Source organism: Burkholderia sp. AU38729 (assembly GCF_020419725.1).
In the GTDB taxonomy this organism is placed as follows: Bacteria; Pseudomonadota; Gammaproteobacteria; order Burkholderiales; family Burkholderiaceae; genus Burkholderia.
The window spans coordinates 404,969-430,645 of the sequence record NZ_JAIZQO010000002.1 but is presented as its reverse complement, the minus strand read 5'-3'; the positions used below and the strand labels follow the sequence as shown (position 1 = coordinate 430,645).

Sequence of the window (25,677 nt, the reverse complement as noted above, 5' to 3'; positions counted from 1 at the left end):
CTTCCGAACTACCCCGCGTCGTCATGGGCGTGGCCACGGTGCCTATAATCGATTCTCGACAAACACCAAGGAAAGTGGCACGGATGAGCATTCGAGGGAAAGACCGGCAGATTGACAACATCGAATTCAATGTTAACAGCATTGCACGAAGCAAGGCCTTCTATGGCAGCGTGTTCGGCTGGACCTTCACGGATTATGGTCCCACCTATACCGAGTTTCGCGACGGCCGGCTCACGGGCGGGTTGACGACCGGCGAGCCCGTCCGGCCCGGCGGCCCGTTAGTCATCCTCTACGCTGACGATCTGGTTGAAACCCGTCGAAGGATCGAGGCGGCGGGAGCCACCATCACCCGTCAGATTTTCTCGTTCCCTGGCGGTCGGCGCTTCCAGTTCCTTGATCCCGATGGCTATGAACTGGCCGTATGGTCAGCAGACGAATCGGGCCAGTAATCAAGACAAGAACCACGAACCGGCCGTTGCTTCCGACCATGTTCAGGATTTTAATCTAGACGAATTGTTTTGAATTTGACAAATCGTCTTGGTGTGACCAAACTGCCCGGCATGCCAAGGAAAATCACTGGACCCGACATGCCGAAGAAGACTCCCGAACAGCAGCTACTGCTGGGGCAGCTCAAACAGGTCGCCGAAGGGCTGGCCAAGACCTTCGCCCCGTTTACCGAGGTCGTGGTCCATGATCTCCTCGACGCGGAGCACGCGGTGCTCGCGATCCACAACAACCTGTCAGGTCGAGAAGTCGGTCAGCCTGCCACTGAATTGGGGCTTGCACGGATCATGGACGCCGCCTACGAGCAGATCATCGCCAACTATCCGAATCAGTTCTCGGACGGACGTCAGGTGAAGAGCACTTCCATCGGTATCAAGGACTCCAAAGGCGACTACATCGCCGCGTTGTGCCTGAATATCGACCTCACGTTGTTCCGGGGATTTCAGAACATGCTGAGCAGCTTCATGGCGGTCGAGGGCACCACGCCTGCCAGGGAATCGCTGGACCCCGCTGGCGCGGATCTCATTCGCGCCCGTATCGACGAGTTCGCCGCACGCATGGCGTCGACACCGCGCTCGCTCAAGCCGGAGGACCGCCGCTCGCTCCTGAAGGAGCTCAAGGCGGCCGGCCTGCTCGAGGTCCGTCGGGCGATGGACACCATTGCCGTCTACCTGGGCGTCTCGCGCGCAACGGTGTACAGCGATGTCAAATGACGCCACGCGACTTCTCGTCGACCAGCATGTCGTCGCTCAATTGCTCGTGCCGGACGCCGTGATCGCGGCGGTGCGCGTGGCCTTCGAACTGCATGGGCAGCGCGCGGGCCGCGTGTTTCACCCCCAACGTCCCAGCCGTCAACGTCTTGCTCTTGCAGCGATCCGGTATGTGCCAAAGCGGAGTCGGAAAACTTGAAACCGCACTATGTCGAGCCGCTCAGCGGCACTACTTATCCTCTCGACACGCCTCGGTGGTGTTCGGACGACCGCAGGCCGCTCCTGATCTCGCCGCAGGCTGGCATTTCCCGGGACGACATCGATCGACACATTCGCTCACAATGGCGCTATCGCGCGTCGCTTCCAGTCGAGATCGTCTCCCCCATCTCCATGGGGGAAGGGTGCACCCCGTTGATCCAGAAGACGTGGGGCGACCACCGGCCGCATTTCAAGCTGGAGTGGTTCAGCCCCACAAGCAGCTTCAAGGATCGCGGTACGACGGTGATGCTCTCGATGTTGCGGCAGCAAGGCATCGCGTCCGTTCTGGAGGACAGTTCGGGAAACGGCGGCGCGTCGGTGGCGGCGTATGGCGCTGCAGGCGCCGTGCGCGTGAAGATTCTGGCGCCCGCATACGCGTCGCCCGCGAAGATTGCCCAGATGCGAGCCTACGGGGCGGAGGTACAACTGGTCGACGGGCCTCGACAGGCGTGTGAGGACGAGGCCGTCCTGCAGTCCGCGAGCATCTTCTACGCCAGCCACAATTGGCAGCCATTTTTCCTCGAAGGGACCAAGTCGGTCGGCTACGAGATCTGGGAGGACCTCAACTTCCAGGCGCCGGACAACATCGTCATGCCTGCAGGCGCGGGCAGCAATGTGCTCGGCTGTTATTTGGCGTTCTCGGAACTGATGCGCGCGGGCCAGATTCACAAAATGCCCAAGCTCTTCGTATGCCAGCCATTGAACTGTTCTCCTATCGATGCCAGCTTTCAGGCGGGCGTCACGACGCCCATTCCACGCGAGGTCCGAAAGACGGTTTCCGAGGGGACGGCCATCGCCCATCCTCTACGGCTGGCGCAAGTGATCAACGCTGTCAGAGAGACGGGCGGTACGACGGTGGCCGTGGAGGAAGAGGCAATCGTCGACGCGCTCAGGCGGATTGCACGACTGGGCCTTCTGCCGGAGCTGACTTCGGCGACCGCGGTTGCAGGATTTGATCGGCTCACGCAACTGGGGGCGATTGAGGCGCGAGAGGAAACGGTGGTCCTGCTGACGGGCACGGGTATCAAGAATGCCGAAGCCATCGCGGATATGTACGCGGAAATTCCAGATACGCTTGCCTAAAGGCTCCCTCCATGAAAATCGGACTCCTGAATTGCGGCGGCACCATCACGGAAAGCTATCAGAGTGATGGGACGATCAAGCGTCTACTGGCGCGCGATCTGATCGTATCGAGCGGTCAAGCAGACTGGATTGGACGTGATATCGATCCTGTCGATAGCTGCGATCTGACTTTTGCCTCACTTTGCCGGGCTCGTGACGTCATGCGGCAGGATCGCGAGAGCGAAGCTTTCGTCATGTGCTGCGGCACCGACGCAATGGAAGATGTCGCCTATGCGGCCGCTCTGCTTTTTGATCGCGATCGGCCCGTCGTTTTGACCGGTGCGGCGATCCCCGGCGGCAATGCCAATGCCGACGGTCCGCGCAATCTGGCGGATTCCGGGCTTCTGGCACAGGCCATGCAGAAGGGTGCGAGCGCTCTCGTGGCCTTCGCGGGACGGATTTTCGATCCGGTTTCGATCGTCAAGGTATGGCCGCAGGCCATTCAGCCCTTCGGACCGGAAACAGCGATCCGCGGCTCCATCGAGGCCGGCATTGTGACGCTCACCGGTTCGGGAACCGTTGACGAGAGTTACGCGGATCTCGATGTATCCGACCTCGGCGCCCGCGTTGCGATCGTCATGGAGACCTTCGGGCCACTCGTGGGCTTGCCGGCGATCTCCGAACTCGACGGTATCGTCGTGGCAGGCAAGGGGGCAGGGGGTTTCTCGGCGCAGTCGGAGAGATTCCTGAGCGAAGCCGCGCGGCATATCCCCGTCGTGCTATCGACACGCTGTGCCCAGGGTTTCCGGGTCAATTCAGCCGTACCCAAATATGCCTATGCGCGCGCCCACAACCTCGGCCTGACCACGGCAGGTTATGACGGCCTGGACGCATCAAAGGCACGAATCCGGCTCATCGCGGAGCTTGGTCGTGCAACTCGCAGCGGAAAGGCCGGGCGCTGATCCGCGGACGGCGGCTACTCAACGATCTCGGCAAAGATGCGCCCGTTGCGGGGCCGGCGTGGGGGCTTGGAGGCCCCCGCGTCGGCCCCGCCTCGTTCACATCTTCTCGACTTCCAGCAGGGTTCGCTTGCCTTTCACGTACTTGTAAAGGGAGATGGTGCTGTCCTTCAGGTCGCCGTGCTCGTCGAACCGGATATTGCCAATCAGCGTGTTCAGATTGGTCGCGGGCATGGCGGACAGGATGCCGGCGCGCGTGATCGAGTTGGCGCGTTTCATCGCATCGGCGATCACGTAAACGGCGCTGTACGCAACCGGCGAGTAGACCACTGGATCGTGGCCGTACACGGCCTTCAGTTCCTTGCTGAACGCAGCGCTGCCCGCCATCGCGGACAGATCGCCGCCCGCGACGGAACAGACCAGATTGTCGGCGGCGTCGCCGGCCAATCGGGCCAAATCGGTCGTGCAGACACCGTCGCCCGCCAGGATCCTGGCGCGCAGGGCCAGTTGCATGGCCTGTTTGGCGAAGGGGCCGCCGGTGGCGTCCTCTCCGCCATACATGATGGCGTCGGGGCGTTCGGCCTTGATCTTGGTCAGGATGGCCTTGAAGTCAGTGGCCTTGTCGTTGGTCGCATCGCGCGATAGCACCTGGATGCCTTCGGCCTTGGCGGTCTTCTCGAACTGGTCCGCAAGACCCTGGCCGTAGGCCGTGGCGTCGTCGACGATCGCGACCGTCTTGACTTTCTGGTTTTTGGCGTATTTCGCGAGGGCGGGGCCCTGCTGGGCATCGGTGCCGATCACGCGGAAGGCGGTCTTGTAGCCTTGCAGTGTGTACTGCGGGTTGGTGGAGCCCGGCGTGATCTGCGTGACGCCGTTGTCGCGGTAGATTTTGGACGCGGGGATGGACACGCCGGAGTTCAGGTGGCCGATCACGGCCACGACGCCATCGTCGACCAGCTTCTGCGCGACGTTCGTACCGATCCTGGGATCGGCCTGGTCATCCAGCGACTCGACCTCCAGGATGACCTTTTGACCGCCGATGACCAGATTGCCGGCCTTGTTGATCTGCTGGACGGCGAGCTTGGCGCCATCGGCCGCATCCTGGCCCATGTGAGCAATGTTGCCGGTCAGCGGTTCGGCGCTGCCGATCTTCACGATCACGTCCGCGAGAGCCGCTTGACCGTAGACCATGGCAACGCAGGCGAGTGTCAGCGCGGCGTTGCCGGGTTTGAGTTGAGATTTCATTTGCTTAGCCTCTTGTTGAACTGGGTTGCTGTTGAAAATGCATGCGGCGTCTCCTGTCGAAGTCGCGACGTTGGCGACGTTTCCGAATGTGAGTATTCGTCAGAGCAGCCCATCACCCGAGGAAAGACTGATTAGCATTCCGTAGCGTTATGGTCGGGAGCCTGGCCGCTGGTTAGCGGCCCGTCTGCTCCTTGGGGCTCCTGTTTCTAGAAAGATTATCTAGAATTAAATAAAATGTATCGTAGGGGTAAACGCTTGGTGTTGTCCGGCATCGACCAGAGGCCGAACGACTGACTGATGGACGGGAGGTAGGTCCAGATTGGAAGAAGCGCCGCGTCTCGGTCCACGCAGTTGACTTGAACGCAACGTTGATCGCTGGATCGACCGGTGATATTGGGCATTGCCGCGCCAGCAGGTACGTGCTGCTGGCGGCACCTCAGGCCTGAATGCGATCGGGATGACGCGAAGTCTCGAAGACCTCCAAAGCAGCCGCCATTCCGTTAAATACACGCGGCCGATGTGGGCCACAACAGGCCAGCCACCGCTGCCAGCCAAACGTTGTCAATAAGTTCAGCCTTTGCCGGAGCATCGCGAACAATGAAAAAGGCCCGGGAGCATTGCCCGGGCCTTTCGTAGATGAGGTGCGGACAACGCTTACCGCGTCAGCGCCGTAAACCCTTCCAGCAACCGCTCGACATCAGCCGCCTGAATCGCGCCCATCGTCGAAATCCGGAACAGTTCCTTCGACAGCCCGCCTTGCCCCGCGTAAATCACGAAGCCACGTGCCTTCAACCCGTCGTGCAGCGTTTCGTACGTCACACCTTGCGGCAACCGATAAGCACGCAGCACAACCGACGATTCACCTTCCGGCAGCACCAACGGCATCCCGCGCGCCGCAAGCCCGGCTTGCGCCTGATCGGCGAGCGCCTTGTAATGCGCATGCCGCGCACGCCAGCCGCCAGCCTCGTCAAACTCGCGCAGCGCCTCGACGAGCGCGTAATAGGCATGCACGGAAGGCGTGAACGGCGTATTGCGCTGATCCTGCAGCTTCGCGAGACGACCGAGATCGAGGTAATAAGTGCGGCTTGCGGCCTTGGCGAGCGCACTACGGCGCACGATTACGAACGCTGCGCCCGGCACACCATGCAGGCATTTGTTCGCGGTGGCAGCCACAGCATCGATATCGCCGCCGGCAAAATCGATCGCTTCCGCCCCAAAGCTGCTGACGCCGTCGACGAGCATCTTCACGCCACGCGAACGGCAGACTTCCGCGATCGCGCCGAGATCGTTCAGGCGACCCGTCGTCGTTTCGTGATGGATCACAGCGACGTGCGAGTAACCACCCGCGTCGAGTCGCGCACCAATCTGCGCAAGATCAGGCGCCTGCATCCACTCGTGCTTGAGCACATCATGCGCGATCCCATACTGCGTCGCGATCTGCGTGATCCGCTCACCATAGACACCGTTCTCGATCACGAGCAGCTTGCCGTCCTTCGGCACGAGCGCGGCGATCATGCTTTCAACGGCAGCGGTACCCGAGCCCGTCATCAGCACGGCCGTCCACTCAGCCGGATCAAGCTCATACGCAGCAACAAGCCGCGCACGCGCCTCATCCTGCAGATCGAAGAATTCGCTTTCGCGATGGCACAGGTCGGGTTGCAGCAGGCTGCGGCGCACGCGTTCGGTGAGCGTGACCGGGCCGGGGTTCAGCAGCAGCATCAATGGGCTCCTTCAACGTGGGCTTCGGTCTGCGCGGCGCCGATGTGCCGCATCAGACGGGTCTTGACCTCGACCGGCGTGACGGTCGGGCGGGGCAGGCCGTCGGGCACGCCGGTGCGGATTGCCAGTCGCACGAACTGCGCACCGTCGGCCGACGAAGCAAGCGCCGTATCGAGCACGTCCAGCGTGTCGCCTTCGACCGCCGACGCATACCCGCACGCGGCAGCCACACCCGCGAACGAAACATGTTGCGACACGGTGGCCTGGCCACCCGTCGATTCGTGCGCGCCGTTGTCGAGCAGCACGTGCGTGAGGTTGGCCGGGCCGTAGGTGCCGAGCGTCGCGAACACGCCCATGCGCATCAGCGCGGCGCCGTCGCCGTCGACCGCGACGACACGCAGGTCGGGGCGCGCAAGCGCGAGACCGAGCGCCATCGGCGTCACGCAACCCATCGAGCCGACCATGTACAGCTGGTTCGGGCGATCGTCGATGGCGTAGAGTTCGCGGCCGCAGAAGCCGGTCGACGCGAGCACGACGGTCGATTCGACCGGCGTGTGCGCGATCACGCGCTGCAGCGCGTCCTGGCGGGTCGGCCACGCATCGGTCGACGCGGCGCGCGACGACGACTGCGCAGCGACATGCACGCGCGGCTTCGCCGCCGGGTTGGCCTTCAGTTCATACGGCGCGACGCTGCCTTTCTGCATCACGAGCGCGTACGGGCGGCCCGTCGCGTCCATGTGCGCGATCGCGCGGTCGAGTGCCGGGCCGACCTGATCGGGGTCGGTCGGGAACGTCTCCCACGGGATCTCCATCGTGTCGAGCATCGCGGGCGTGATCGGGCCCATCAGCGCGTGCTGCGGCTCGTCGGCCACGCCCGGCTGGCCGCGCCACGTGACGATCAGCAGCTGCGGCAGCCGGAACGTCCACGTGAGCGACGTGAGCGGGCTCACCGCGTTGCCGAGCCCCGAGTTCTGCATCATCGCGATCCCGCGCTTGCCGCCGAGCGTCGCGCCCGCGATCAGCGCGACCGCGTCGCCTTCGTTCGCGGCCGACACGTAATTCAGCGTCGGGTCCTGCAGCACGTAATTGATGAACGGCGTCAGGTACGAGCAGGGCACGCCCGCGTACCAGTCGAAACCGCGCGCGCGCGCGGCCTCGACGAACTGGGCCGCTTCGATCATTGCGCGCCCCCGTTGCCGGCACCCGGTTCGGACAGCGGCGTCTGGCCGTGCGCGAAGTCGCCCGCGCGGCGGAAGTCCTCGAGATCGTTGACGCCGCGCCAGTGGCCGTGCACGTACTGCACCTCGATCTTCTCGCCGGCGGCGATCAGTTCGTTGAGCAGCGACGGGATATCGAGCGTGTCGAAATCAGGGCGCGCCTGCAGCGTCGCGAGCATGGCCTTCAGGCGGTCGACACCGGCGCCGCGCACGTTCAGCAGGCCGATCCAGCGGCCGTGCGGCGTGCCTGCGGCGACGTCGCTCGATACGCGTTGCAGGTACGTCTTCTGGCCGAACAGGCCGCGATCGTCTGCGGCGGAGCAGAGCGCGAAATCGCGCACGCTCTGGTTGGTCTCGGTGAGCGACGAATCGACCACCACGCTGAACTCGGCCTCGCTCTCCGCGAGGTCGCGCACGATGTAGCTGCGGAACAGCAGGTCGCCGTACGAGATCACGGTGTCGCCGGTCAGGCGGTCGGCCGCGCAAGCGAGCGATGCGAGTTCGCCCGTCTGTGCATGGCGTTCGTTGACGACGAGCTTGATGCCCGACGTGTCGATCGCGTCGGCGCGATAGCCGCCGACCACGGTGATGTCGTTCACGCCGTGCGTCTTGAAGCCGTCGACGAGCCAGCGCAGCAGCGGCTTGCCGGCGACCGGCAGCATGACCTTCGGCTTGTCTTCGGTCACGGCTTCGAGGCCCTTGCCGCGGCTCGCGGCGAGCACGATCGCCGCGTTCGACGCGCGCGACGACGACGACAGGTAGATACGCTCGGCCGCCGAGTATTCGTCGGCGTCCTGCAGGCGGAAGATCTCGTTGACCGAGGCAACGCGGTCTTCGACGTTGATCAGCGTTTCGCTCTCGTGGATCTCGCGCGCGGTCGCCTGCATCGCGGAGGCCGACGCGCGGATCAGGTGGTTCGCCCAGATCACGGTGCTGATGCCGGCCTGGCGGAACACGTCGGTCGGCGTGCTGTAGTACTTGGTCGGCACGATCACGAGCGGCGCCTTGCCGCTCCATTCGCGCGCGAACTGCAGGATCTCGTCCGGGCGCGACAGCTTGCTGTGGATCAGGATCGCGTCGGCGCCGGCTTCCGCGTACGCGTTCGCGCGGCGCAGCGCCTCGTCCATGCCCCAGCCCGCGATCAGCGCTTCGACACGCGCGACGATCGAGAAGTCGGGATCGGTCTGCGAATCCTTGCCGGCCTTGATCTTGCCGCAGAACTCGTCGATTTCCGCGAGCGGCTGGCGCTCGCCGCCGATGAAGCTGTTGGTCTTCGGGAACTGCTTGTCCTCGATACAGACGCCCGCGATGCCGCGCTGCTCGAGCTTCTTCACGAGGCGGCGCACGTTGTTGAAGTTGCCGTAGCCGGTGTCGCCGTCGAGCAGGATCGGCAGGTCGCTCGCGTCGGCCATGAATTCGAGCACGTCGACGACCTGGGTCCAGCTCGCCTCGTTGTTGTCACGCACGCCGAACTGCGCGGAGATCGCGAGGCCCGATGCCCAGATGCCCTTGAAGCCGGCTTCGCGGACGATCCTTGCGGACAGGCCGTTGTGCGCTTCCATCAGGAATTCGAGGTCGCTGCTGACGAGCATGCGGCGCAGGCGTGCGCTGCGCGATTCGGTGAAGTTGGGTTCGCGTGCGTTCATCGTGCGACTCCTGCGGTGGTGCGTTGAATCAGGGGGAGGATTTCTTGCGTGGCGCGAGCGACGTCGTTCGGGAAGTCGATCTCGATCCACGGCGAGCCGGTGACGTCGGCGACGTCGAACGAGTGACCGCCTTCGAGCAGCAGGTCGCGCACGGCTTCTTCGTGCGGCATGTTCGCGCGGCCGCTGTCGACGTAGCCCGCGACGATCGTCGCGAGGCGGCGTGCGGTGCCTTCGGTGAAGCGGAAGAAGCCGACCGATTCGCCGATCGTGTCGTAGTCGAGGTCGACTGCAAGCTGCTTGCGCAGCTCGACCGGCACGCCGTTCTTCAGGCACAGCTTGACGGGCTCGTCGCCGGCTTCGAAGTCGCGATCGATCAGCAGGCGGTCGACCGCCTTGTCGGAGTCGGCCACCAGCGCGTGCAGGATGTTCTCGTCATACAGTACGTCGGCGTCCATCAGCAGCACGTCGCCGCCGCGCGTCATCGCATCGGCGATGGTATGCACGGTCAGCACGCTGCCGAGGTCGTAGCGGTCGTTGATCACGATCTCGGCCTGGCGGCCGAGACGCTTCAATTCCTGCTCGACCTTCTCGTGCTGGAAGCCCAGCCCAAGCACGATCTCGTCGACGCCCGCGGCATCGAGTACGCGCAGATGGCGCTCGAGCAGCGACACGTCGTCGAAGCGCAGCAGGCACTTCGGGAACTGCGCCTCGGGCGGTTGTTGCAGGCGCAAGCCGAGGCCTGCCGCAAGAATGATGGCTCGCATGGGTTCTCCAACCAAAAAGCCGGCGGATCTGAACGATCAGTCGGCGAGCGGCTGCGGCGCACGGCGTCGCTGCCAGTTTCTTTCACTGAAATGCAGATAGAGCAGGCCGGGCAGGCCGAGCGCGAGTTCGCGCGCGCGTTTCGCAAGCGACAGCGCGAGCGCCGCGTCGGGCGGCAGTCCGACCAGCGGCGCGAGCAGCAGGTAACCGCCTTCCTGCGCGCCGAGCGAGCCCGGGATCGCGAAGGCCGCGCCACGAATGGCCTGGCCGACACTCTCGAGCAGCAGCGCGTCGAGCCAGCTCACCGGGTGCCCGAGGAAGTGCAGCGCGAGCCACACTTCGGCGGTGCCGACGATCCAGCCGACGAGACTCAGTGCGAACGTCTTCGCGACTTTCGCACGATCGCGGTACAGCGCGCCCACTGCGTCGTCGATCGCATCCGCGCGGGTGGCCAGCGACGACCAGTCGCGCGGGCCGAGCAGCTTCGACGCGAGGCGCAGGCCGCGGCCGAACAGCCCGCGCCGCTGCGCCGCATAAAACGCGATGGCGAGGGCGCCGAGCACGCCGGTGGCGATCAGCGCGGGCGTGCGCAGATGCGCGACCGATTCGTGCGTCGCATACAGGCTGAACGCGGCGATGCCGATCAGCGCGAACGCCATCTGCGCGAGCGCCTGCATCGTCGTGCTGACCGTGACGGCTGCCGCCGCGTCGGCCATCCGCGTGCCGCGCTGCGCGAGGTGGCGCACCATCAGCACGGGGCCGCCGATCTGCCCGGCGGGCAGCAGGCTGTTCACCGATTCGCCGACCCAGCGCGCGCGCAGCGCGTTGCCGAGTTCGGCGCCCGGCTGCCCGGGGCGGAACATCACGGAGATTGCGACCGCGTCGATCGCGAGCGGCACGACGTGGAACGCCGCGACGAGCGCGAGCCCCCAGCCGGCCGCGAGGAACGTGGACGCCACGGCGCCGACGCCCTGCCAGGCCAGCAGTGCGACGAAGAGTGCGGTCCCGAGGGACAGCAGGATCAGGCCGGCGCGTGTCATGACCCGGTCGTGCGTCGCGTTGCCAGTTGCTTGAACACCTGGCGGAAACCGAAATACGCGATCGCGTCCTTCATGTTCGAGATGAAGCGCTTCCACGGCCGCATGCCGGGGTTCGTCACGTATTCGAACGTGAGCGACACGCGCATCTCGTTCTGGCCGAGCGGCGTGATGCGGTGGCGCAGCTTGTCGCCGTCGAACAGCACGATGCCGCCGTCGGCGATCTGCACGGAGCCTGGTTCGTCGGCGACGTCCGGATTGCGCGTGTGCAACTCGTAGTCGAGCCGGCACGACGATTCGTCGATCACGCCGATCAGCAGCGTGTAGCGGCGGCCGTCGTAGTACGAGGTGTCGTAGTGCCAGCCGATGTGGTCGCCGGGCTTCGTGTAGTAATACAGCGCGTACGCGTGCGGATCGTCGTCCGGCGACAGCATCAGCTTGTCGCCCGTGACTTTCTCGAGGAACGAGATCAGGGCCTTCGAGCGATACAGTTCGGCGATGTACGGCGCCTGCTCGTCGATCGTATGACGGCTCACGCTGCCGCCTTGTTTGTGACCGGGCAGGTAATTGCGGTTCAGGCCGGCCTGCATCGCGCGGGCGGCGTCGGCCAGCTTCGCGTGCGCGTCGGCCGGCAGGAAGGTGTCGAGATAAAGGAACGAGCCCTGGCGCGTGTAGTCGCCGCGCAGGCGGTCGAGGTCGAGCTGGCCGACACGGTCGGCCACGGTGCGTGCCGGGCTCAGCACGGAGTCGTCGCGCGTGCTAGGAGTCATTTGGAAGCCTGGATTTCGGTTGGGTTCTGCGTGGCGGCCGGGTTCTTCGGGAGGTTGCCGCGCCGCACGATGCGCCACCAATCGAACACGACCCACGCGGCGAACAGCGGGGCGCCGATCGACGCCGCGAGCAGGAACGGCTCGACGCCGTCGAACAGCGTCACGAGCGGCAGCAGGTACAGCACGTCTTCGGTCTCGAAGCCGCCGGCGAATGCCTGCTTGGTGCCGGCCTTGCCGGCGAACGATTCGATCCGCATGCGCAGGAAGAAGATCAGTGCGACGGCCGCGCCGGCCACCGCGCCGAGCAGCACCGGCGACGCGGCCATCTGGCCGCCCTGGGCGACGATCCCGACGCCCATGCTGACGAACAGCGCGACCGTGACGAGCGCGTCTGCCGCGAGGTCGTAAAAATGACCGATCTTGCTGGATTTCCCGCTGATGCGCGCGAGCTCGCCATCGGTGTGGTCGACGAAGTTCGACAGCACGATCAGGAACGCGCCTGCATTGCTCCAGCCGAAGCCGCCGTGCGCGAGGCACCAGGCGCCGGCGAGGCCGATCAGCAGGCGAACGGTAGTGAGGTGATTCGGGGTGACGGGCGTGTCGACGAGCGGTCGGACAAGCGAGCGCGCCAGCCGCGCATCCCAGGTGCGTGGCAGGGGCGGTTCGGAACGTGTGGCGGTTTTTCTTTGGTCCATCGGCGAAATATATACGGAATTGTAATTTGGTGCTTTTTATTCGATCAATGTCCTGACATGAAGGAGTGTTACCGCGTCTTGTCGCGATCGGCCGGCCGAAAAACGCGTGCGCGAAAGGGCGGCCAAACGGGGCGGCGGCATCCGTATTCCAGTGTGGTTCGCCTCGCGCGACTGTCAAGGGCGGACGGGCCTCACAGGCCGGTGCGGCGGTGCGTTTCGCGCTTCCCGCAGCGCGTCGCGCGGCGCGTGCGAACTTGACGTGCGTCAGGTCGGAACGCGCCGCATCGGGTGACAATTGGCCGCGCCGGACGGGCGTCGGTCATTCCCGATCCGCAGGCGATAAAGCGCAGTGGAAATTCATCGATTGATGCGCGTGAGTTGTCGATCGATAACCGTCTTTCTGTCCGATGCTTTCGCGCACCTTTCGTGTGCATTCGATTTAAACGGGCCGCCTGTCACAGAACGGTCGTTCGATACCCGGCAAATCCGGCAAGGATCTTTTTCATTTGGCGGACATTTCGCGGCGATGGCCTCTGCGATACTCCGACCGTGCCTGTGGTGCCGGCCGCCCCTCGCGGCCCCAAGGGCTTCATGTCGCTCAGGAGACACCCCCCGCGACGTCAACGACAGACCCCAAGCGTCAGAATCCAGCCATGTCTTCATCACGCATCCTCGCTCCCGCCCTGCGTTCGCTCGTCCGCACCGCCGACGAAGCCGCCGCGCTGATCCGTCCCGGCATGACCGTCGCCATGAGCGGCTTCACGGGCTCCGGCTATCCGAAGGCCGTCCCGGCCGCGCTTGCCGCCCACATCGACGCGGCACACACGCGCGGCGAGGACTTCCGGATCAACGTGCTGACGGGCGCGTCGACCGCGCCGGAACTCGACGGCGCGCTCGCCCGCACCAACGGCATCTCGATGCGCCTGCCGTACCAGTCCGACCCGACGTTGCGCGACAAGATCAACGGCGGCGAAGTCGACTACCAGGACGTCCACCTGAGCCACGTCGCGCAGTACGCCTGGTTCGGGCTGTACGGCGATCTCGATGTCGCGATCGTCGAAGTCGCGGGCATCCGCGAGGACGGGCTGCTGATTCCGTCCGCGTCGATCGGCAACAACAAGACCTGGCTCGAACGCGCGAAGCACGTGATCCTCGAGGTCAACTCGCGCCAGCCGCTCGGCCTCGACGGGATGCACGACGTCTATTACGGCACCGCGCTGCCGCCGCACCGCAAGCCGATTCCGCTGACGAAGAGCGACGACCGGATCGGCGAGCCGTACCTGCGCTGCCCGGCCGACAAGATCGTCGCGATCGTCGAGACCGACGCGCCGGATCGCAGCAACGCGTTCTCCGCGCCGGACGCGACGTCGAAGCAGATCGCGCTGCAACTGATCGACTTCCTGCGTCACGAAGTGAAGCGCGGCCGCCTGCCGGAAAACCTGCTGCCGCTGCAGTCGGGTGTCGGCAACATCACGAACGCGGTGCTCGCGGAGCTCAGCTCGGCCGGCTTCTCGAACCTGACCGCGTACACCGAAGTGATCCAGGACGGCATGCTCGACCTGCTGCAGGACGGCACGTTGAGCTTCGCGTCGGCCACCGCGCTGTCGCTGAGCCCGGCCGCCGTGCAGCGCTTCGCCGACGAAATCGCGACGTTCCGCGAGAAGATCGTGCTGCGCCCGCAGGAGATCAGCAACCATCCGGAGCTCGTGCGCCGGCTCGGCTGCATCGCGATGAACGGGATGATCGAGGCCGACATCTACGGCAACGTGAACTCGACGCACGTGATGGGCACGAAGATCCAGAACGGCATCGGCGGCTCGGGCGACTTCGCGCGCAACGGCTACCTGTCGTGCTTCATGTCGGCGAGTACCGCGAAGGGCGGTGCGATCTCGCGGATCGTGCCGATGGCGAGCCACGTCGACCACACCGAGCACGACGTCGCGGTGGTCGTCACCGAGCAGGGCCTCGCGGATTTGCGCGGCCTGTCGCCGAAGCAGCGCGCACGCAAGGTCATCGCGACCTGCGCGCATCCCGACTACCGGCCGATGCTCGAGGATTACTTCGAGCGTGCGTCGCGCGACAGCTTCGGCAAGCACACGCCGCACCTGCTCGCCGAGGCGCTGTCGTGGCACGAGCGCTACGTGCGCACGGGCACGATGAAGGCCTGACGCGAAGCGAGGCGGGCGCGCGCCGCGCGTGCGCCCGTCAATCCATCGCCGCGTGCGCGATCTCTACGCTTGCCGCTTTCTGCGGCGGGCGGATCAGCAGCAACAGCGGAATCATCAGCAGCGTCGCGACGAACATCAGCTTGAAGTCGTTCAGGTACGCGATCATCGACGCCTGCTGGTTGATCGTGCGGTCGAGCAGCGCGATGTCGACGCGGCTGCCGGCCATCGCCTGCACGGCCGGGTTGAACGGCGTGATGTGGGTCGCGAGGTCGGCATGCGCGACCTGCGTGTTGCGCGTCATCAGCGTCTGCACGATCGAGATGCCGATACTGCTGCCGATGTTGCGCATCAGGCTGTAGGTGGCCGTGCCGTCCGCACGCAGCTCGGGCGGCAGCGTCGAGAACGACAGCGCGCTCAGCGGCACGAACACGAGCCCCAGCCCGAAGCCCTGCACCACGCCGGGCCACACGATGTCCGCTTCGGACAGCACGACCGTGTACTGCATCATCTGCCAGAGCGCGAGCGCGGAAATCGATAGCCCCGCGAGCAGCAGCATCCGCGCATCCACGTATTTCAGCAGCCTGCCGACGAACAGCATCGCGATCATCGTGCCGGCGCCGCTTGGCGCGGTGACGAGGCCCGTGGTCGCGACCGGGTAGCCCATCAGGTTCTGCAGCATCGGCGGCAGCAGCGCGCGGGTCGCGTACAGCACCGCGCCGACCACGAAGATGAACAGCGTGCCGGTGGCGAAGTTCGGGTCGCGCAGCAGTTCCGACTTGAAGAACGACGCCTTGCCGACGGTCGCCGTATGCACGAGGAAGAACGCGAAGCTGAGCGCCGCGACGATCGCCTCGATGCGGATCTCATACGAGCCGAACCAGTCGAGCTGTTCGCCGCGGTCGAGCATCGCCTGGAACGCGCCGATCGCGAGCGCCAGCGTCGCGAAGCCGAACGCGTCGAACTTCACGTGCGGGCGCGGCGCGCGCGCGGGCAGGAAGGTCATCACGCCGGCGAGCGCGAACGCGCCGATCGGCACGTTGATGAAGAACACCCAGCGCCAGTTGTAGCTGTCGGTGAGCCAGCCGCCGAGCGTCGGGCCGAGGATCGGGCCGACCATCACGCCCATCCCCCAGATCGCCATCGCCTGGCCTTGTTTCTCGCGCGGGTTGATGTCGAGCAGGATCGACTGCGACAACGGCACCAGCGCGGCGCCGAACACGCCCTGCAGCAGGCGCGCGCCGACGATCTGCACGAGCGTCTCGGACAGCCCGCACAGCGCCGACGCAACCGTGAAGCCCGCGATCGACACGATCAGCAGCCGTTTCACGCTGAGCCGGTCGGACAGCCAGCCGGTGAGCGGCGTCGCGATCGCCGCGGCGACGATATACGAGGTCAGCACCCACGTGATCTCGTCCTGCGACGCGGACAGCGTGCCCTGCATGTGCGGCAGCGCGACGTTCGCGATCGTGCTGTCGAGGGTCTGGATCAGCGTGGCGAGCATGATCGACAAGGTCAGCATCGGCCGGTTCAGGGCGGGCGAGGCGGGGGCGTCGGCGGCGGGGTTCAAGCGGGTGTCTCCACGGGGCGGTCGCCGTGGGCGGCGATCCGGTATGGCTGGAATTATAAGCACGCTTATTATATACCCGCTTATCGCCGAGGCATGGCCGGCTTGACCCCTATAATCGCCGCATGGACAAGACTTACGAGAACCGGATCGGCTATCTGATCGCCGACGTCGCGCGCCTGAACGGACGCCTGTTCGACCGGCGCGCGAAGCGCATCGGGCTGACACGGGCGCAAAGCCGCGTGCTCGCGTACCTGACGTGGAAGGGCGAGATGAATCAGGCGCGCCTCGCCGAATGGCTCGAGATCGCGCCGATCTCGCTCACGCGGTTGCTCGACCGGATGGAAAGCTATGGCTGGATCGAGCGCATCGCGAACGACGACGACCGCCGCGCATTCGTGATCCGGCTGACCGACAAGTCGCGCGAGATCTTTCCGCAGATGCTCGAGGTGGGTGACACCGTCGCCGACGACGGGCTGCGCGGCTTCACGCCCGACGAGCGCGATACGCTGGTGCGGCTGCTCGGGCGCGTGCGCCACAACCTGATCGACTGCGGCGGGGAATGACGTGGCCCGCCGGTCGGGCGGGCCGGATGAATGACTTGAAAACACCGGGTGGCAGCGCGCGAGCACGCCGCGTATGCCCCCATGCCGACATGCGGCGTTGTCATCGCCGTTGCGCGGGCGCCGATGCCTGGCGTGGCCTTCGTCGGGCTGGCACGGGACGATGCGCCCGCCGTGCTCGACGAAGCGCTTGCGTGGGTCTCGATGTCGGCTCGGTTGAGCCGACGCTGGCTGTTACGGCCTTGGGGCGTCCATGTGCTCAACGGGCCAGCGCCGCGAGCGTGAGCGCCGCCAGATAAAGCCCCACCCCGTACGACAGATGCGTGATGAGACTGCGCCGCCGCGCGACGCCCGGGTTCGGCGTGCGCGACGCCGCGATGCCGAAACCGAACGCCGGCTGCATCACGAAGAACGGGGCGACGACGCTAGCGAGGCCGGCGACGAGTGCGGGGAGCGGCGTCGGCGCGTCGATCCACGCCGGGCCGGCGATCAGGAGAGGCAGCGCCGCAAACACGATGCCGATCGCGTAATGCGCGATCCAGCCGAGCGCGCGTTCGCCCGGCACGGGCGCCGCGGCGCCAATCGACGCATGCCGGAACCGGCCGTGCATCATGTGACCGATCCAGCGACCGACCAGCGCATAGTCGAGCGACGGCACGCCGAATGCACGCCGCCGGAACAGTGTCCACAGATCCATCACGAGCGTGGCGCCCGTGCCGATCAGCAGCAGGTCGGGCAGGACGTGGGGCAGGACGTCGGTCAGGCTCATCGCGTCCCTCCGCAAAGCAGGGAACAGGCTGCGCGGTGCAGCGGAATACGGCATCGTTTCAGCGGTTTCATGGCAGTCCGGGCTTGTCTTCATCGAGTCGAGCGACTATCTTGCAACTTCAAGTTCACTTGAGGTCAAGCATGAGCCGGCTCGACATTGCAGAGGTGGCGCGACGCTCGGGATTGCCCGCGTCGACGCTGCGCTACTACGAGGAAAAGGGGCTGATCGTGCCGATCGGCCGCCACGGGCTGCGGCGGCAATACGACGAGTCGGTGCTGGAGCGCCTGGCGCTGGTCGCACTGGGCCGCGAGGCCGGCTTTTCGCTCGACGACATCCTCGCGATGGTCGGCACGGACGGCCTGCCTGCGATCGATCGCGCGAAGCTCGACGGCAAGGCCGACGAACTCGACCGCACGATCCGCCGTCTCGGCGCCGTGCGCGATGCGTTGCGGCATGCGGCCGTGTGCCCGGCATCGAACCATCTCGAATGCCCGTCGTTCCAGAAGCTGCTGCGCATCGCCGCGCATCGTCATCCGGCCCGCCGCACGAAGATGGAAGGCGCGTAGGCGGCGAGCATGCATCGGCGGGTTGGCGCGTTGGCTGATGGCAGGGTGATGCGCAGAGTCATGTGGTGCCCGACATCGCAAACTGGAACAACGGGGTTGCAGCGTGTGGATTTTGCTTGTGTTTCCTGCCGCGTATGCGGCATCGCGGGTCGCGCCGCATTACGGGGTGCTCGCCGGGCTCGCGACGGTGGCCGTCGTGATGGTGACGCCGCAAGTGCTGCTGGCGTTGGGAATCGATTGGGTGACACGGCGGCGCGGAGGCATTGAACCGCCTGTCACGACCGCTCCGCCTGTACAGACCGATAGTCTGGAGGACGAACTGGCTGACGAGCCCGGCGACGCACCCGATGTGCCGTTTCGATACGGCGAGCGTGCACGATTCAAGCAACTGGTGCTGATCGCCGACGCCGTGCGGTCCGACGTCACGCGGAGTTTCTACGATAAGGCGAAGCGGACGATCGAAGCGTACGTGGATGTCGAGACGGGGCGCGACGGTTCGGGGGCGGCGATGGTGTCGGCGGCCGAGCTGGCCCAGGAAGACGCCCCGACCGTCGTGCTGCCGGACGAAATGCTGACCGTGTTCGTGTCGAACGACGGCGCGTGGTCGGGGTTCCGCGTCGGCGACGACAGCTTCCGGTTCCGCCACGGTGCAATCACGAGAATGCAGCTCACGCAGGTGATTCCGGTTCGCTGGAAGGGCGGCTACATGGTGAAGTTCTGGTTCGACGTACCGAAACGGAACAGTCAAGACGATTGCGGGCCGCATTCGACCTGGTTCTATCTCGCGGCAGACTATTCCGGCCGCCGATCGCGCGCGCTCACCCATGCATGTCGCGAGACCGCGTCGGTGCTCGACGTCCCGTTCGACATCGACGAAACCGGCGACGACTGATTCAGCCCGCGTAGTACACGCGGCATTCCTGCTCGCGCCCGCGCACGATCCGCTTGCCGACGAGCGAGCCGTACGTTTCGGTGAAGACGGTGCGCTGGTTTTCGCGCTGCAAGGCGTCGTAGAAATACAGCGAGACCCAGTCCGTCGGGCGGGACGCCTCCGGCGTGCGCATCGCGGCATGCAGGCACAGCGCGGTGAAATGCCAGCCGCCCTTGGTCATGTGCATCACGGGCCGCGGCACGGAGTCGTCCGCATTCGGGCGCCGATGCGCGGTGACGCGTTGCACGAAGCCAGGCGTCGGCAACACGCCGGCGGCGGCCTTGTTGCGGTACAGGCGGTCGATGTAGAGCAGCAGTTCGACGGGCGGCTCCGTGCCGGGGCCGGCGTCCTGCACGTGGCCCTGCCAGCGCCGCCGGCGGCTCAGTACGTCGTCGAGCGCGGCGCGGATGCCGGCCGCGCGCCGCGGGCCGACGCCCGAGATCGTTTCGAGCTGGCCGTTGCGGGCCGCGCGTTCGAGTTCCTCGAGCGTATCGATGTGCAGCAGGTCGTGAATGCGCAACGCGAGCGCGTGGCCGATGCCCGGCACCGCTTCGAACGCGGAGGTGCGTTCGGCGTCGCCGCACAGCCGGTCGAGCTGGCGCCAGCGCCCCGTCACCAGCAGCTCGGCCATCGCCTGGGCGACGCCCGTGCCGACCTCGGGCAGCATCCCGAGCGCATCGACGCCACCGGATTCGAACAGGGTGCGGATGTCGAGGTCGAGTGCGTCGACCGTCTCGGCCGACGCGCGGTACGCGGCGACCCGGTACGGATTCGCGCCCTGGTCAGCCAGCCGCTGCGCCGCCTCGCGCAGGCAGGCCGCGATATGCCGGTTTTCCTCGAACGTTTGGCTGACGGTCGTCTGCATGGCGAGGGACCCGGGGAAGCACAAACGGAACGGACACGGTGAACGATGCGCCGGTCGCCTTTTCATCATTGTCGCGATACGCGACGAAGAAAACTTGACGCACGTCAATGGCAAACGTAGCACAGGTTCGACGCGCACGGTCGTGCCGGAAAGCGGCACGACCGTGCGTCGCGTGATGCGGTCACGCGTCGAGGAACGACTGCGCGTTTTCGGCCTCGGCTGCCGTGCGCAACGCGGCGAGCGCCCGCTTCTCGATCTGCCGCACGCGTTCGCGCGACATGCCCGCGTCCTGCGCGATCGCGTCGTAGGTGTCGGGCTCGGCGCCCCCGAGCCCGAACCGCCGGCGCAGCACGTCGGCCTCGGCCGGCGTGACCGACCGGAGCAGCGACCTCACGCATTCGCGCATCCGCGTGTCGGCCAGTTGCTCGAACGGGCTGGCCGACGCCTGGTCCTCGATCAGCTCGACGAGACCGGTGTCCGCGTCGGGCAGCGGCGCGTCGAGCGACACGGGTTCGGCGGGCAGCGCGAGCACCGCGCGCAGCTTGTCCTCGTCGAGGCCGGTTTCGGCCGCGAGGTCGGCCGGCGTCGCCCGGCGGCCCGTGCGCTGCCGAAAACGCAGCGCATGCCGCTGCACCCGCTGGTACTGGTCGCCGACGTGCACGGGCACGCGGATCGTGCGGGCTCGATCCGCAACCGCGCGCGCGATCGCCTGGCGGATCCACCAGGTCGCATAGGTCGAGAACTTGAACCCGCGCCGGTATTCGAATTTCTCGATCGCACGCATCAGGCCGAGACTGCCGTCCTGCACGAGATCGGGCAGGTCGACGCCGCGGTTCATGTACTTGCGCGCGATCGACAGCACGAGCCGCAGGTTCGCCTCGAGCATCGCGCGCGTGGCGTCGCGCACTTTCTGCTGGCCGTCTGCCAGCGCCGCGGCAAGTGCCCGCCGCGCGACCGTGTCGAAGCAGGCGGCTTCGCCCGCCGCGTCGCGATGCGGCGCGGACACGAGCGTGCGCACGACGCCGCTCGCGTCGTCGACGGCCGGTGCGACCCACGCGATCGAGCCAAGCAGGGCGGCGACGTGGTTGCGGGCGTCACGGTATTCGTCTGAACGGTAGCCATGCGCGTGCAATGCGCCGCGCACGGCCGCGACGGCCGCCTGCAGCGCGTCGTAGCTGGCGGGCGCAGGCGTGTCGCCGGCGTCGTCGTCGGACGACCCGGCTGCGCGGGTCGAAGCCGTGGCGCGATGACGCGCGAGCAGCGCGTCCACCGCCGCCGGATAGCCGGCGAGCGCGTGGAGGATCTGGTGGCGGCCCGTCTCGATCTCGCGCGCCAGCACGATTTCGCCTTCGCGCGTGAGCAGCGGCACCGCCTGCATGCGGCGCATGTAGAGGGCGAGCGGATCGGTCGATGCGCTCGTGCCGCGCGCGAGGTCGCCAAGCATCGCGCGGCCTTCGTCGAGCGCATCGCGATCGACGTCGACAGGCGCCGAACCGGCGAACGGCGCAGGCGCTGGCGGCTCGTCGAGCACGGCGATGCCGATGTCGGCGAGCGCGGCGCGCACGACGTCGAGCGCCTCGGGGCTGTCGCTTTCGGGCGGCAGCGCGTCGACGAGGTCGGCGTGCGTCAGATAACCCTGTTCGCCGGCGAGCGCCAGCAACTGGATGATCGGATCGAGCGGCGTGTCCGCCCGGGGAGTGGGGCGTGGCGTAGTCATGTCGATGGCGGCGCGAGCCGCGTTCCTGTCTGGGCGGGCCGAAGTCCGCGGGTTTCGGGCAGCCGGTTGCTCGCGAACCCCGTCCGCGCCGGCCAGCCTGACATCGTTCAAGTTGAGGGCATTTGCGCGAACTTCAACGCGAGCGTGGCAGACGGGCCAGCACGCGGCGTGCCCGCGCGGCCGTCCGGTGCAGGAAACAAAAAGTAACCGATCATACCGAGCGGAAATCTGCAGGGGACGTAAGCTAGAGTCAGGCGCGCGCCTGGCGGCGACGCGCGGATTCTGCCGGAGCAACACATGACCCCGATTCCTGCCGCGAGGTGTGCGGTATTCGCATTGACGACGCTGACCCTCGGCGGTTGTTATTACACGAGTCCGTATGGCTATGCTCCGTATTACGCGCCGGCGCCGGCCACGCTGACGCAGCGCGAGATTCCCGTCACGCCGGCTGCGCCGGCCACCACTGCGCCGGGCCCGGCTGCGACGGCGGTCGCGCCGCCGGTGGTCGATCCGGCGCCCGTCTACGTCGCGCCGGCCTATCCGCCACCGTATCCCTATCCGTATCCGTACTATGCCCCCGCGTATTACCCGGGCTGGTACGGCTGGGGCGCACCGGCGATCTCGGTCGGCTTCTGGGGCGGATGGGGCGGCGGCTGGCGTGGACGCGGCGGGTACGGGCATCGTCCGTGGGGCGGCGGCCACTGGGGCGGCGGCTGGGGCGGGCATCGGCACTGACCGGCGCGCGGCGGCACCGCGCGGGAGAGCATCATGAGGAACACGATTGTCCGAAGCCTGTGCGTCGTTCTGCTCGGCCTGGCGGCCGTGCCGGGTATGACACAGGCACAAAGCACCGGCTACACGAATTCCCCGGCCGAACTGTTCGCCGGGCCCGCGCCCGACTACCCGGTCGTCGCGCAGATTCCGCCGGGCACCGCTCTGGACGTGTTCGGCTGCCTGAGCGACTACACGTGGTGCGACGTCGCGCTGCCGGGCGCGCGCGGCTGGATCGACGCGCAACTGATCGACTATCCGTACCAGGGCGGTTACGCGCCGCTGGTCGAATACGGTGCGATCATCGGCGTGCCGATCACGGGGTTCGCCATCGGTGCGTACTGGGATCGCTACTACCGTCACCGGCCGTGGTTCCATGACCGCGATCGGTGGGAACACCGCGCGGAACCGCGGCTCGGCCCGGGCGGCATGCCGCCGGGACAGGGGCGCGTGCCGCCGGGACAGGGGCGCCCGCAACCGGGCGGGCTGCCGCAGGCCGCACCGGGCGGACCGCCGCCCGTGCATGACACGCGGCCGTCCGCTGCTCGCGGCGGCTGGAACGGCGCGATTCGCACGCCGCCGCCGGCTGCGCCTGCACCCGCGCCTGCGCCGATGCCGGGTGCAGCCGGCAATCCGCGTCCGGCAGCGCCGCCGCCGGCCGTCATGCGTCCGCCACCGGCCGCCGTCATGCGTCCGCCTCCCGCGCCGGGCGGTGACGGCCGCGCGATGCCGGTACCGGTGCACCCGGGCGGTGGTGGCGGTGGTGGCGGCGGTTACGGCGGTTACGGCGGCGGGCGACCGCAGGGTGGCGGGAACGGCGGCGGAAGCCACGGTGGTGGCGGAGGCGGCGGCCCGGAAGAATTCCGTCACTGACGATGCCGATGCATTCGGTCGGCGCAGGACGAAAAAAAGCCGCTCCGGAGAGCGGCTTCTGGATCGGGCGAGCGGGCTTCGGCCCGCAGCCTGACCGGCTACGTGTTACAAGCAGCCGGCCTTGCTGTTGCTACCCCAATCAGTCGTCGAGCAGCGACAGGTCGCGCACCGCGCCCTTGTCGGCGGACATGACCAGCTTCGCGTAGGCCTTCAGCGCAGCGGACACCTTGCGCGGACGCGGCTGCGCCGGCTTCCAGCCCTTGGCGTTCTGCGCTTCGCGGCGGCGCGCCAGTTCCTCGTCCGACACCAGCACGTCGATCGTGCGGTTCGGGATGTCGATGCGGATCTTGTCGCCGTCGCGCACGAGGCCGATCGCACCGCCCGCTGCCGCTTCCGGCGAGCAATGGCCGATCGACAGGCCCGACGTACCGCCCGAGAAGCGGCCGTCCGTCAGCAGCGCGCATGCCTTGCCGAGGCCCTTCGACTTGATGTAGCTGGTCGGGTAGAGCATTTCCTGCATGCCGGGGCCGCCTTTCGGGCCTTCGTAGCGCACGATCACCACGTCGCCGGCCTTGACCTTGTCGTTCAGGATGTTGTCGACTGCCTCATCCTGCGATTCGGTCACGTGAGCCGTGCCTTCGAACACGAGGATGCTCTCGTCGACGCCGGCCGTCTTCACCACGCAGCCGTCGAGCGCGATGTTGCCCGTCAGCACGGCGAGGCCGCCTTCCTTCGAGAACGCATGCTCGTACGAGCGGATGCAGCCTTCGGCGCGATCGAGGTCGAGGCTCGGCCAGCGCGTGTTCTGGCTGAACGCGACCTGCGTCGGGATGCCGGCCGGGCCGGCCTGGTAGAACGTGCGGACCGCGTCGTCCTGCGTGCGGACGATGTCCCATTGGTCGAGGGCGTCCTTCAGCGACGGCGCGTGCACGGTCGGCACGTCGGTGTGCAGCTTGCCGGCGCGGTCGAGCTCGCCGAGGATCGCCATGATGCCGCCTGCGCGGTGCACGTCCTCGATGTGGTACTTGTTCGTGTTCGGCGCGACCTTGCACAGCTGCGGCACGACGCGCGACAGGCGGTCGATGTCCTTCATCGTGAAGTCGATGCCGGCTTCCTGCGCGATCGCCAGCAGGTGCAGGATCGTGTTGGTCGAACCGCCCATCGCGATGTCGAGCGTCATCGCGTTCTCGAACGCCTTGAAGCCCACCGAGCGCGGCAGCACGCGTTCGTCGTCCTGCTCGTAGTGCTGGCGGGTGAGTTCGACGATGCGACGGCCGGCGCGCTTGAACAGTTGCTCGCGATCGGCGTGCGTGGCCACGACCGTGCCGTTGCCGGGCAGCGACAGGCCGAGCGCTTCGGTCAGGCAGTTCATCGAGTTCGCGGTGAACATGCCCGAGCACGAACCGCAGGTCGGGCAGGCCGAGCGTTCGACTTCGGCGACTTCGGCGTCGGAATACGACGGGTCGACCGCGATCACCATCGCGTCGACGAGGTCGAGCTTCTTCACCTCGATGGCCTTGGTGACCGGGTTCGCGAGGCGCGTCTTGCCCGCTTCCATCGGGCCGCCCGACACGAAGATCACCGGGATGTTGAGGCGCATCGCGGCCATCAGCATCCCCGGCGTGATCTTGTCGCAGTTCGAGATGCAGACCATCGCGTCCGCGCAGTGCGCGTTCACCATGTATTCGACCGAGTCGGCGATGATGTCGCGGCTCGGCAGCGAATACAGCATGCCGTCGTGGCCCATCGCGATGCCGTCGTCGACCGCGATCGTGTTGAATTCCTTCGCGACGCCGCCGGCCGCCTCGATCTCGCGCGCGACGAGCTGGCCGAGATCCTTCAGGTGCACGTGCCCCGGCACGAACTGCGTGAACGAGTTGACGACCGCGATGATCGGCTTCGAGAAATCGTCGTCTTTCATGCCGGTGGCGCGCCAGAGCGAGCGCGCCCCTGCCATGTTGCGGCCAGCGGTGGAGGTTTTGGAACGGTAGGTGGGCATGGTCGTTGCTGAAGAAATATCGCGGGAAAAGGGTGGAGGCACGGGGAATAAAGGCCTCTCTCGCGCCCGTGCGAACAACCTCTTGAGCTGCGCCCTGGGCAAACTCCGTGATTATCCCACAGCCGCCGGGCGCGCGGCGCCGGCGGGCAAGGCCGACCGGCGCGGGTGGGGCGCGGCGGGCAGCGCGCGGGCGCACAAGCCGAAAGAACCGAACAAAGCGCGGCGCGAAGACGGAATGGCGGGAACACGCGAAGCCGGAAGCCGGTCATCGCCAGCGGAGCCCGGCAGCGGCTTCATCGCCCGTCTT

At 66.6% G+C, this 25,677-nt stretch carries 24 protein-coding genes; 10 read left to right on the top strand and 14 right to left on the bottom strand.

Annotated elements, in window-relative coordinates; translation table 11 throughout:
* Positions 1-83 precede the first annotated feature (83 nt).
* Together LGM56_RS06970 and LGM56_RS06965 are read left to right on the top strand one after the other, a co-directional pair.
* Positions 84-449: a VOC family protein gene (locus LGM56_RS06970; RefSeq protein WP_226203746.1), complete on the top strand. Its 366-nt coding sequence runs from the start codon at positions 84-86 to the stop codon at positions 447-449.
* A gap of 138 nt (positions 450-587) precedes the next feature.
* On the top strand, positions 588-1,217 hold the full coding sequence (locus tag LGM56_RS06965) for a transcriptional regulator (RefSeq protein ID WP_226203744.1): 630 nt from the start codon (positions 588-590) through the stop codon (positions 1,215-1,217).
* On the opposite strand, the gene LGM56_RS36735 is transcribed toward LGM56_RS06965, so the two are convergent.
* Entirely contained in the window at positions 1,210-1,338 is a 129-nt protein-coding gene (locus tag LGM56_RS36735) for a hypothetical protein (RefSeq protein WP_264170811.1), read from the bottom strand. The two genes, LGM56_RS06965 and LGM56_RS36735, sit on opposite strands and share 8 nt — an antisense overlap.
* Positions 1,339-1,409: 71 nt before the next feature.
* Here LGM56_RS36735 and LGM56_RS06960 point away from each other — a divergent pair, with 71 nt between their 5' ends.
* Together LGM56_RS06960 and LGM56_RS06955 are read left to right on the top strand one after the other, a co-directional pair.
* Positions 1,410-2,555 (top strand): threonine synthase, encoded by a 1,146-nt coding sequence (locus tag LGM56_RS06960; RefSeq protein WP_226203742.1) that lies wholly within the window; start codon positions 1,410-1,412, stop codon positions 2,553-2,555.
* An 11-nt stretch (positions 2,556-2,566) separates the two neighbouring features.
* Positions 2,567-3,496 (top strand): asparaginase domain-containing protein, encoded by a 930-nt coding sequence (locus LGM56_RS06955; RefSeq protein WP_226203740.1) that lies wholly within the window; start codon positions 2,567-2,569, stop codon positions 3,494-3,496.
* A gap of 96 nt (positions 3,497-3,592) precedes the next feature.
* Here LGM56_RS06955 and LGM56_RS06950 read toward each other — a convergent pair whose 3' ends face one another.
* The 8 genes from LGM56_RS06950 to LGM56_RS06915 all read right to left on the bottom strand — a co-directional run bounded on the left by LGM56_RS06950 (position 3,593) and on the right by LGM56_RS06915 (position 12,584).
* A complete protein-coding gene (locus LGM56_RS06950) occupies positions 3,593-4,738 on the bottom strand; it encodes a branched-chain amino acid ABC transporter substrate-binding protein (RefSeq protein ID WP_413226760.1) in 1,146 nt (381 codons plus the stop codon).
* Positions 4,739-5,392: 654 nt separating this feature from the next.
* The gene (locus LGM56_RS06945; protein ID WP_226203738.1) at positions 5,393-6,457 is read right to left on the bottom strand and encodes a 2-aminoethylphosphonate aminotransferase; all 1,065 of its coding nucleotides are present in this window, start codon (positions 6,455-6,457) and stop codon (positions 5,393-5,395) included.
* Positions 6,457-7,638: a phosphonopyruvate decarboxylase gene (gene aepY, locus LGM56_RS06940; protein WP_089497204.1), complete on the bottom strand. Its 1,182-nt coding sequence runs from the start codon at positions 7,636-7,638 to the stop codon at positions 6,457-6,459. The genes LGM56_RS06945 and aepY overlap by 1 nt, the downstream gene beginning before the upstream one ends.
* Complete coding sequence (aepX, locus tag LGM56_RS06935; RefSeq protein ID WP_039357130.1) at positions 7,635-9,320, bottom strand: phosphoenolpyruvate mutase; 1,686 nt, start codon at positions 9,318-9,320, stop codon at positions 7,635-7,637. Before aepX ends, aepY begins: the two co-directional genes overlap by 4 nt.
* Positions 9,317-10,084: an NTP transferase domain-containing protein gene (locus tag LGM56_RS06930; protein ID WP_226203736.1), complete on the bottom strand. Its 768-nt coding sequence runs from the start codon at positions 10,082-10,084 to the stop codon at positions 9,317-9,319. Before LGM56_RS06930 ends, aepX begins: the two co-directional genes overlap by 4 nt.
* Positions 10,085-10,120: 36 nt before the next feature.
* Entirely contained in the window at positions 10,121-11,122 is a 1,002-nt protein-coding gene (locus LGM56_RS06925) for an HpnL family protein (RefSeq protein ID WP_089497202.1), read from the bottom strand.
* Complete coding sequence (locus LGM56_RS06920) at positions 11,119-11,889, bottom strand: 2OG-Fe(II) oxygenase (protein ID WP_226203734.1); 771 nt, start codon at positions 11,887-11,889, stop codon at positions 11,119-11,121. The genes LGM56_RS06925 and LGM56_RS06920 overlap by 4 nt, the downstream gene beginning before the upstream one ends.
* The gene (locus LGM56_RS06915; RefSeq protein ID WP_226203733.1) at positions 11,886-12,584 is read right to left on the bottom strand and encodes a CDP-alcohol phosphatidyltransferase family protein; all 699 of its coding nucleotides are present in this window, start codon (positions 12,582-12,584) and stop codon (positions 11,886-11,888) included. Before LGM56_RS06915 ends, LGM56_RS06920 begins: the two co-directional genes overlap by 4 nt.
* A gap of 653 nt (positions 12,585-13,237) precedes the next feature.
* On the opposite strand from LGM56_RS06915, the gene LGM56_RS06910 reads away from it, so the two are divergent.
* The gene (locus LGM56_RS06910) at positions 13,238-14,752 is read left to right on the top strand and encodes an acetyl-CoA hydrolase/transferase family protein (RefSeq protein WP_089474649.1); all 1,515 of its coding nucleotides are present in this window, start codon (positions 13,238-13,240) and stop codon (positions 14,750-14,752) included.
* Positions 14,753-14,789: 37 nt separating this feature from the next.
* Here LGM56_RS06910 and LGM56_RS06905 read toward each other — a convergent pair whose 3' ends face one another.
* The gene (locus tag LGM56_RS06905) at positions 14,790-16,319 is read right to left on the bottom strand and encodes a DHA2 family efflux MFS transporter permease subunit (protein ID WP_089474650.1); all 1,530 of its coding nucleotides are present in this window, start codon (positions 16,317-16,319) and stop codon (positions 14,790-14,792) included.
* Positions 16,320-16,441: 122 nt separating this feature from the next.
* Between LGM56_RS06905 and LGM56_RS06900 the strand changes: the two genes are divergently transcribed.
* A complete protein-coding gene (locus LGM56_RS06900; protein ID WP_047850156.1) occupies positions 16,442-16,882 on the top strand; it encodes a MarR family winged helix-turn-helix transcriptional regulator in 441 nt (146 codons plus the stop codon).
* 256 nt (positions 16,883-17,138) lie between these two features.
* Here the strand turns inward: LGM56_RS06900 and LGM56_RS06895 are convergent, their stop codons facing one another.
* Positions 17,139-17,648 carry a DUF2938 domain-containing protein gene (locus LGM56_RS06895; RefSeq protein ID WP_226203731.1) on the bottom strand — a complete coding sequence of 170 codons (510 nt, stop codon included), beginning with the start codon at positions 17,646-17,648 and terminating at the stop codon, positions 17,139-17,141.
* Positions 17,649-17,788: 140 nt separating this feature from the next.
* Between LGM56_RS06895 and LGM56_RS06890 the strand changes: the two genes are divergently transcribed.
* A complete protein-coding gene (locus LGM56_RS06890) occupies positions 17,789-18,214 on the top strand; it encodes a helix-turn-helix domain-containing protein (protein ID WP_226203729.1) in 426 nt (141 codons plus the stop codon).
* A 196-nt stretch (positions 18,215-18,410) separates the two neighbouring features.
* The gene (locus LGM56_RS06885; RefSeq protein ID WP_413226759.1) at positions 18,411-19,106 is read left to right on the top strand and encodes a hypothetical protein; all 696 of its coding nucleotides are present in this window, start codon (positions 18,411-18,413) and stop codon (positions 19,104-19,106) included.
* Position 19,107: 1 nt separating this feature from the next.
* Here LGM56_RS06885 and LGM56_RS06880 read toward each other — a convergent pair whose 3' ends face one another.
* Complete coding sequence (locus tag LGM56_RS06880) at positions 19,108-20,010, bottom strand: helix-hairpin-helix domain-containing protein (RefSeq protein WP_089497197.1); 903 nt, start codon at positions 20,008-20,010, stop codon at positions 19,108-19,110.
* 181 nt (positions 20,011-20,191) lie between these two features.
* Positions 20,192-21,727: a sigma-70 family RNA polymerase sigma factor gene (locus LGM56_RS06875; protein ID WP_226203727.1), complete on the bottom strand. Its 1,536-nt coding sequence runs from the start codon at positions 21,725-21,727 to the stop codon at positions 20,192-20,194.
* Positions 21,728-22,024: 297 nt separating this feature from the next.
* Here LGM56_RS06875 and LGM56_RS06870 point away from each other — a divergent pair, with 297 nt between their 5' ends.
* Together LGM56_RS06870 and LGM56_RS06865 are read left to right on the top strand one after the other, a co-directional pair.
* A complete protein-coding gene (locus tag LGM56_RS06870) occupies positions 22,025-22,462 on the top strand; it encodes a hypothetical protein (protein ID WP_089497195.1) in 438 nt (145 codons plus the stop codon).
* A 33-nt stretch (positions 22,463-22,495) separates the two neighbouring features.
* Positions 22,496-23,371 (top strand): SH3 domain-containing protein, encoded by an 876-nt coding sequence (locus LGM56_RS06865; protein ID WP_226203725.1) that lies wholly within the window; start codon positions 22,496-22,498, stop codon positions 23,369-23,371.
* 139 nt (positions 23,372-23,510) lie between these two features.
* On the opposite strand, the gene ilvD is transcribed toward LGM56_RS06865, so the two are convergent.
* Complete coding sequence (gene ilvD, locus LGM56_RS06860; protein ID WP_226203723.1) at positions 23,511-25,370, bottom strand: dihydroxy-acid dehydratase; 1,860 nt, start codon at positions 25,368-25,370, stop codon at positions 23,511-23,513.
* Between the last annotated feature and the right edge of the window lie 307 nt (positions 25,371-25,677).

Coding starts and splice junctions, on each gene's coding strand:
- LGM56_RS06970 (WP_226203746.1), top strand. CDS start 84: ATGAGCATTCGAGGGAAAGACCGGCAGATTGACAACATCGAATTCAAT.
- LGM56_RS06965 (WP_226203744.1), top strand. CDS start 588: ATGCCGAAGAAGACTCCCGAACAGCAGCTACTGCTGGGGCAGCTCAAA.
- LGM56_RS06955 (WP_226203740.1), top strand. CDS start 2,567: ATGAAAATCGGACTCCTGAATTGCGGCGGCACCATCACGGAAAGCTAT.
- LGM56_RS06950 (WP_413226760.1), bottom strand. CDS start 4,738: ATGAAATCTCAACTCAAACCCGGCAACGCCGCGCTGACACTCGCCTGC.
- LGM56_RS06945 (WP_226203738.1), bottom strand. CDS start 6,457: ATGCTGCTGCTGAACCCCGGCCCGGTCACGCTCACCGAACGCGTGCGC.
- aepY (WP_089497204.1), bottom strand. CDS start 7,638: ATGATCGAAGCGGCCCAGTTCGTCGAGGCCGCGCGCGCGCGCGGTTTC.
- aepX (WP_039357130.1), bottom strand. CDS start 9,320: ATGAACGCACGCGAACCCAACTTCACCGAATCGCGCAGCGCACGCCTG.
- LGM56_RS06930 (WP_226203736.1), bottom strand. CDS start 10,084: ATGCGAGCCATCATTCTTGCGGCAGGCCTCGGCTTGCGCCTGCAACAA.
- LGM56_RS06925 (WP_089497202.1), bottom strand. CDS start 11,122: ATGACACGCGCCGGCCTGATCCTGCTGTCCCTCGGGACCGCACTCTTC.
- LGM56_RS06920 (WP_226203734.1), bottom strand. CDS start 11,889: ATGACTCCTAGCACGCGCGACGACTCCGTGCTGAGCCCGGCACGCACC.
- LGM56_RS06915 (WP_226203733.1), bottom strand. CDS start 12,584: ATGGACCAAAGAAAAACCGCCACACGTTCCGAACCGCCCCTGCCACGC.
- LGM56_RS06910 (WP_089474649.1), top strand. CDS start 13,238: ATGTCTTCATCACGCATCCTCGCTCCCGCCCTGCGTTCGCTCGTCCGC.
- LGM56_RS06900 (WP_047850156.1), top strand. CDS start 16,442: ATGGACAAGACTTACGAGAACCGGATCGGCTATCTGATCGCCGACGTC.
- LGM56_RS06895 (WP_226203731.1), bottom strand. CDS start 17,648: ATGAGCCTGACCGACGTCCTGCCCCACGTCCTGCCCGACCTGCTGCTG.
- LGM56_RS06890 (WP_226203729.1), top strand. CDS start 17,789: ATGAGCCGGCTCGACATTGCAGAGGTGGCGCGACGCTCGGGATTGCCC.
- LGM56_RS06880 (WP_089497197.1), bottom strand. CDS start 20,010: ATGCAGACGACCGTCAGCCAAACGTTCGAGGAAAACCGGCATATCGCG.
- LGM56_RS06875 (WP_226203727.1), bottom strand. CDS start 21,727: ATGACTACGCCACGCCCCACTCCCCGGGCGGACACGCCGCTCGATCCG.
- LGM56_RS06870 (WP_089497195.1), top strand. CDS start 22,025: ATGACCCCGATTCCTGCCGCGAGGTGTGCGGTATTCGCATTGACGACG.
- LGM56_RS06865 (WP_226203725.1), top strand. CDS start 22,496: ATGAGGAACACGATTGTCCGAAGCCTGTGCGTCGTTCTGCTCGGCCTG.
- ilvD (WP_226203723.1), bottom strand. CDS start 25,370: ATGCCCACCTACCGTTCCAAAACCTCCACCGCTGGCCGCAACATGGCA.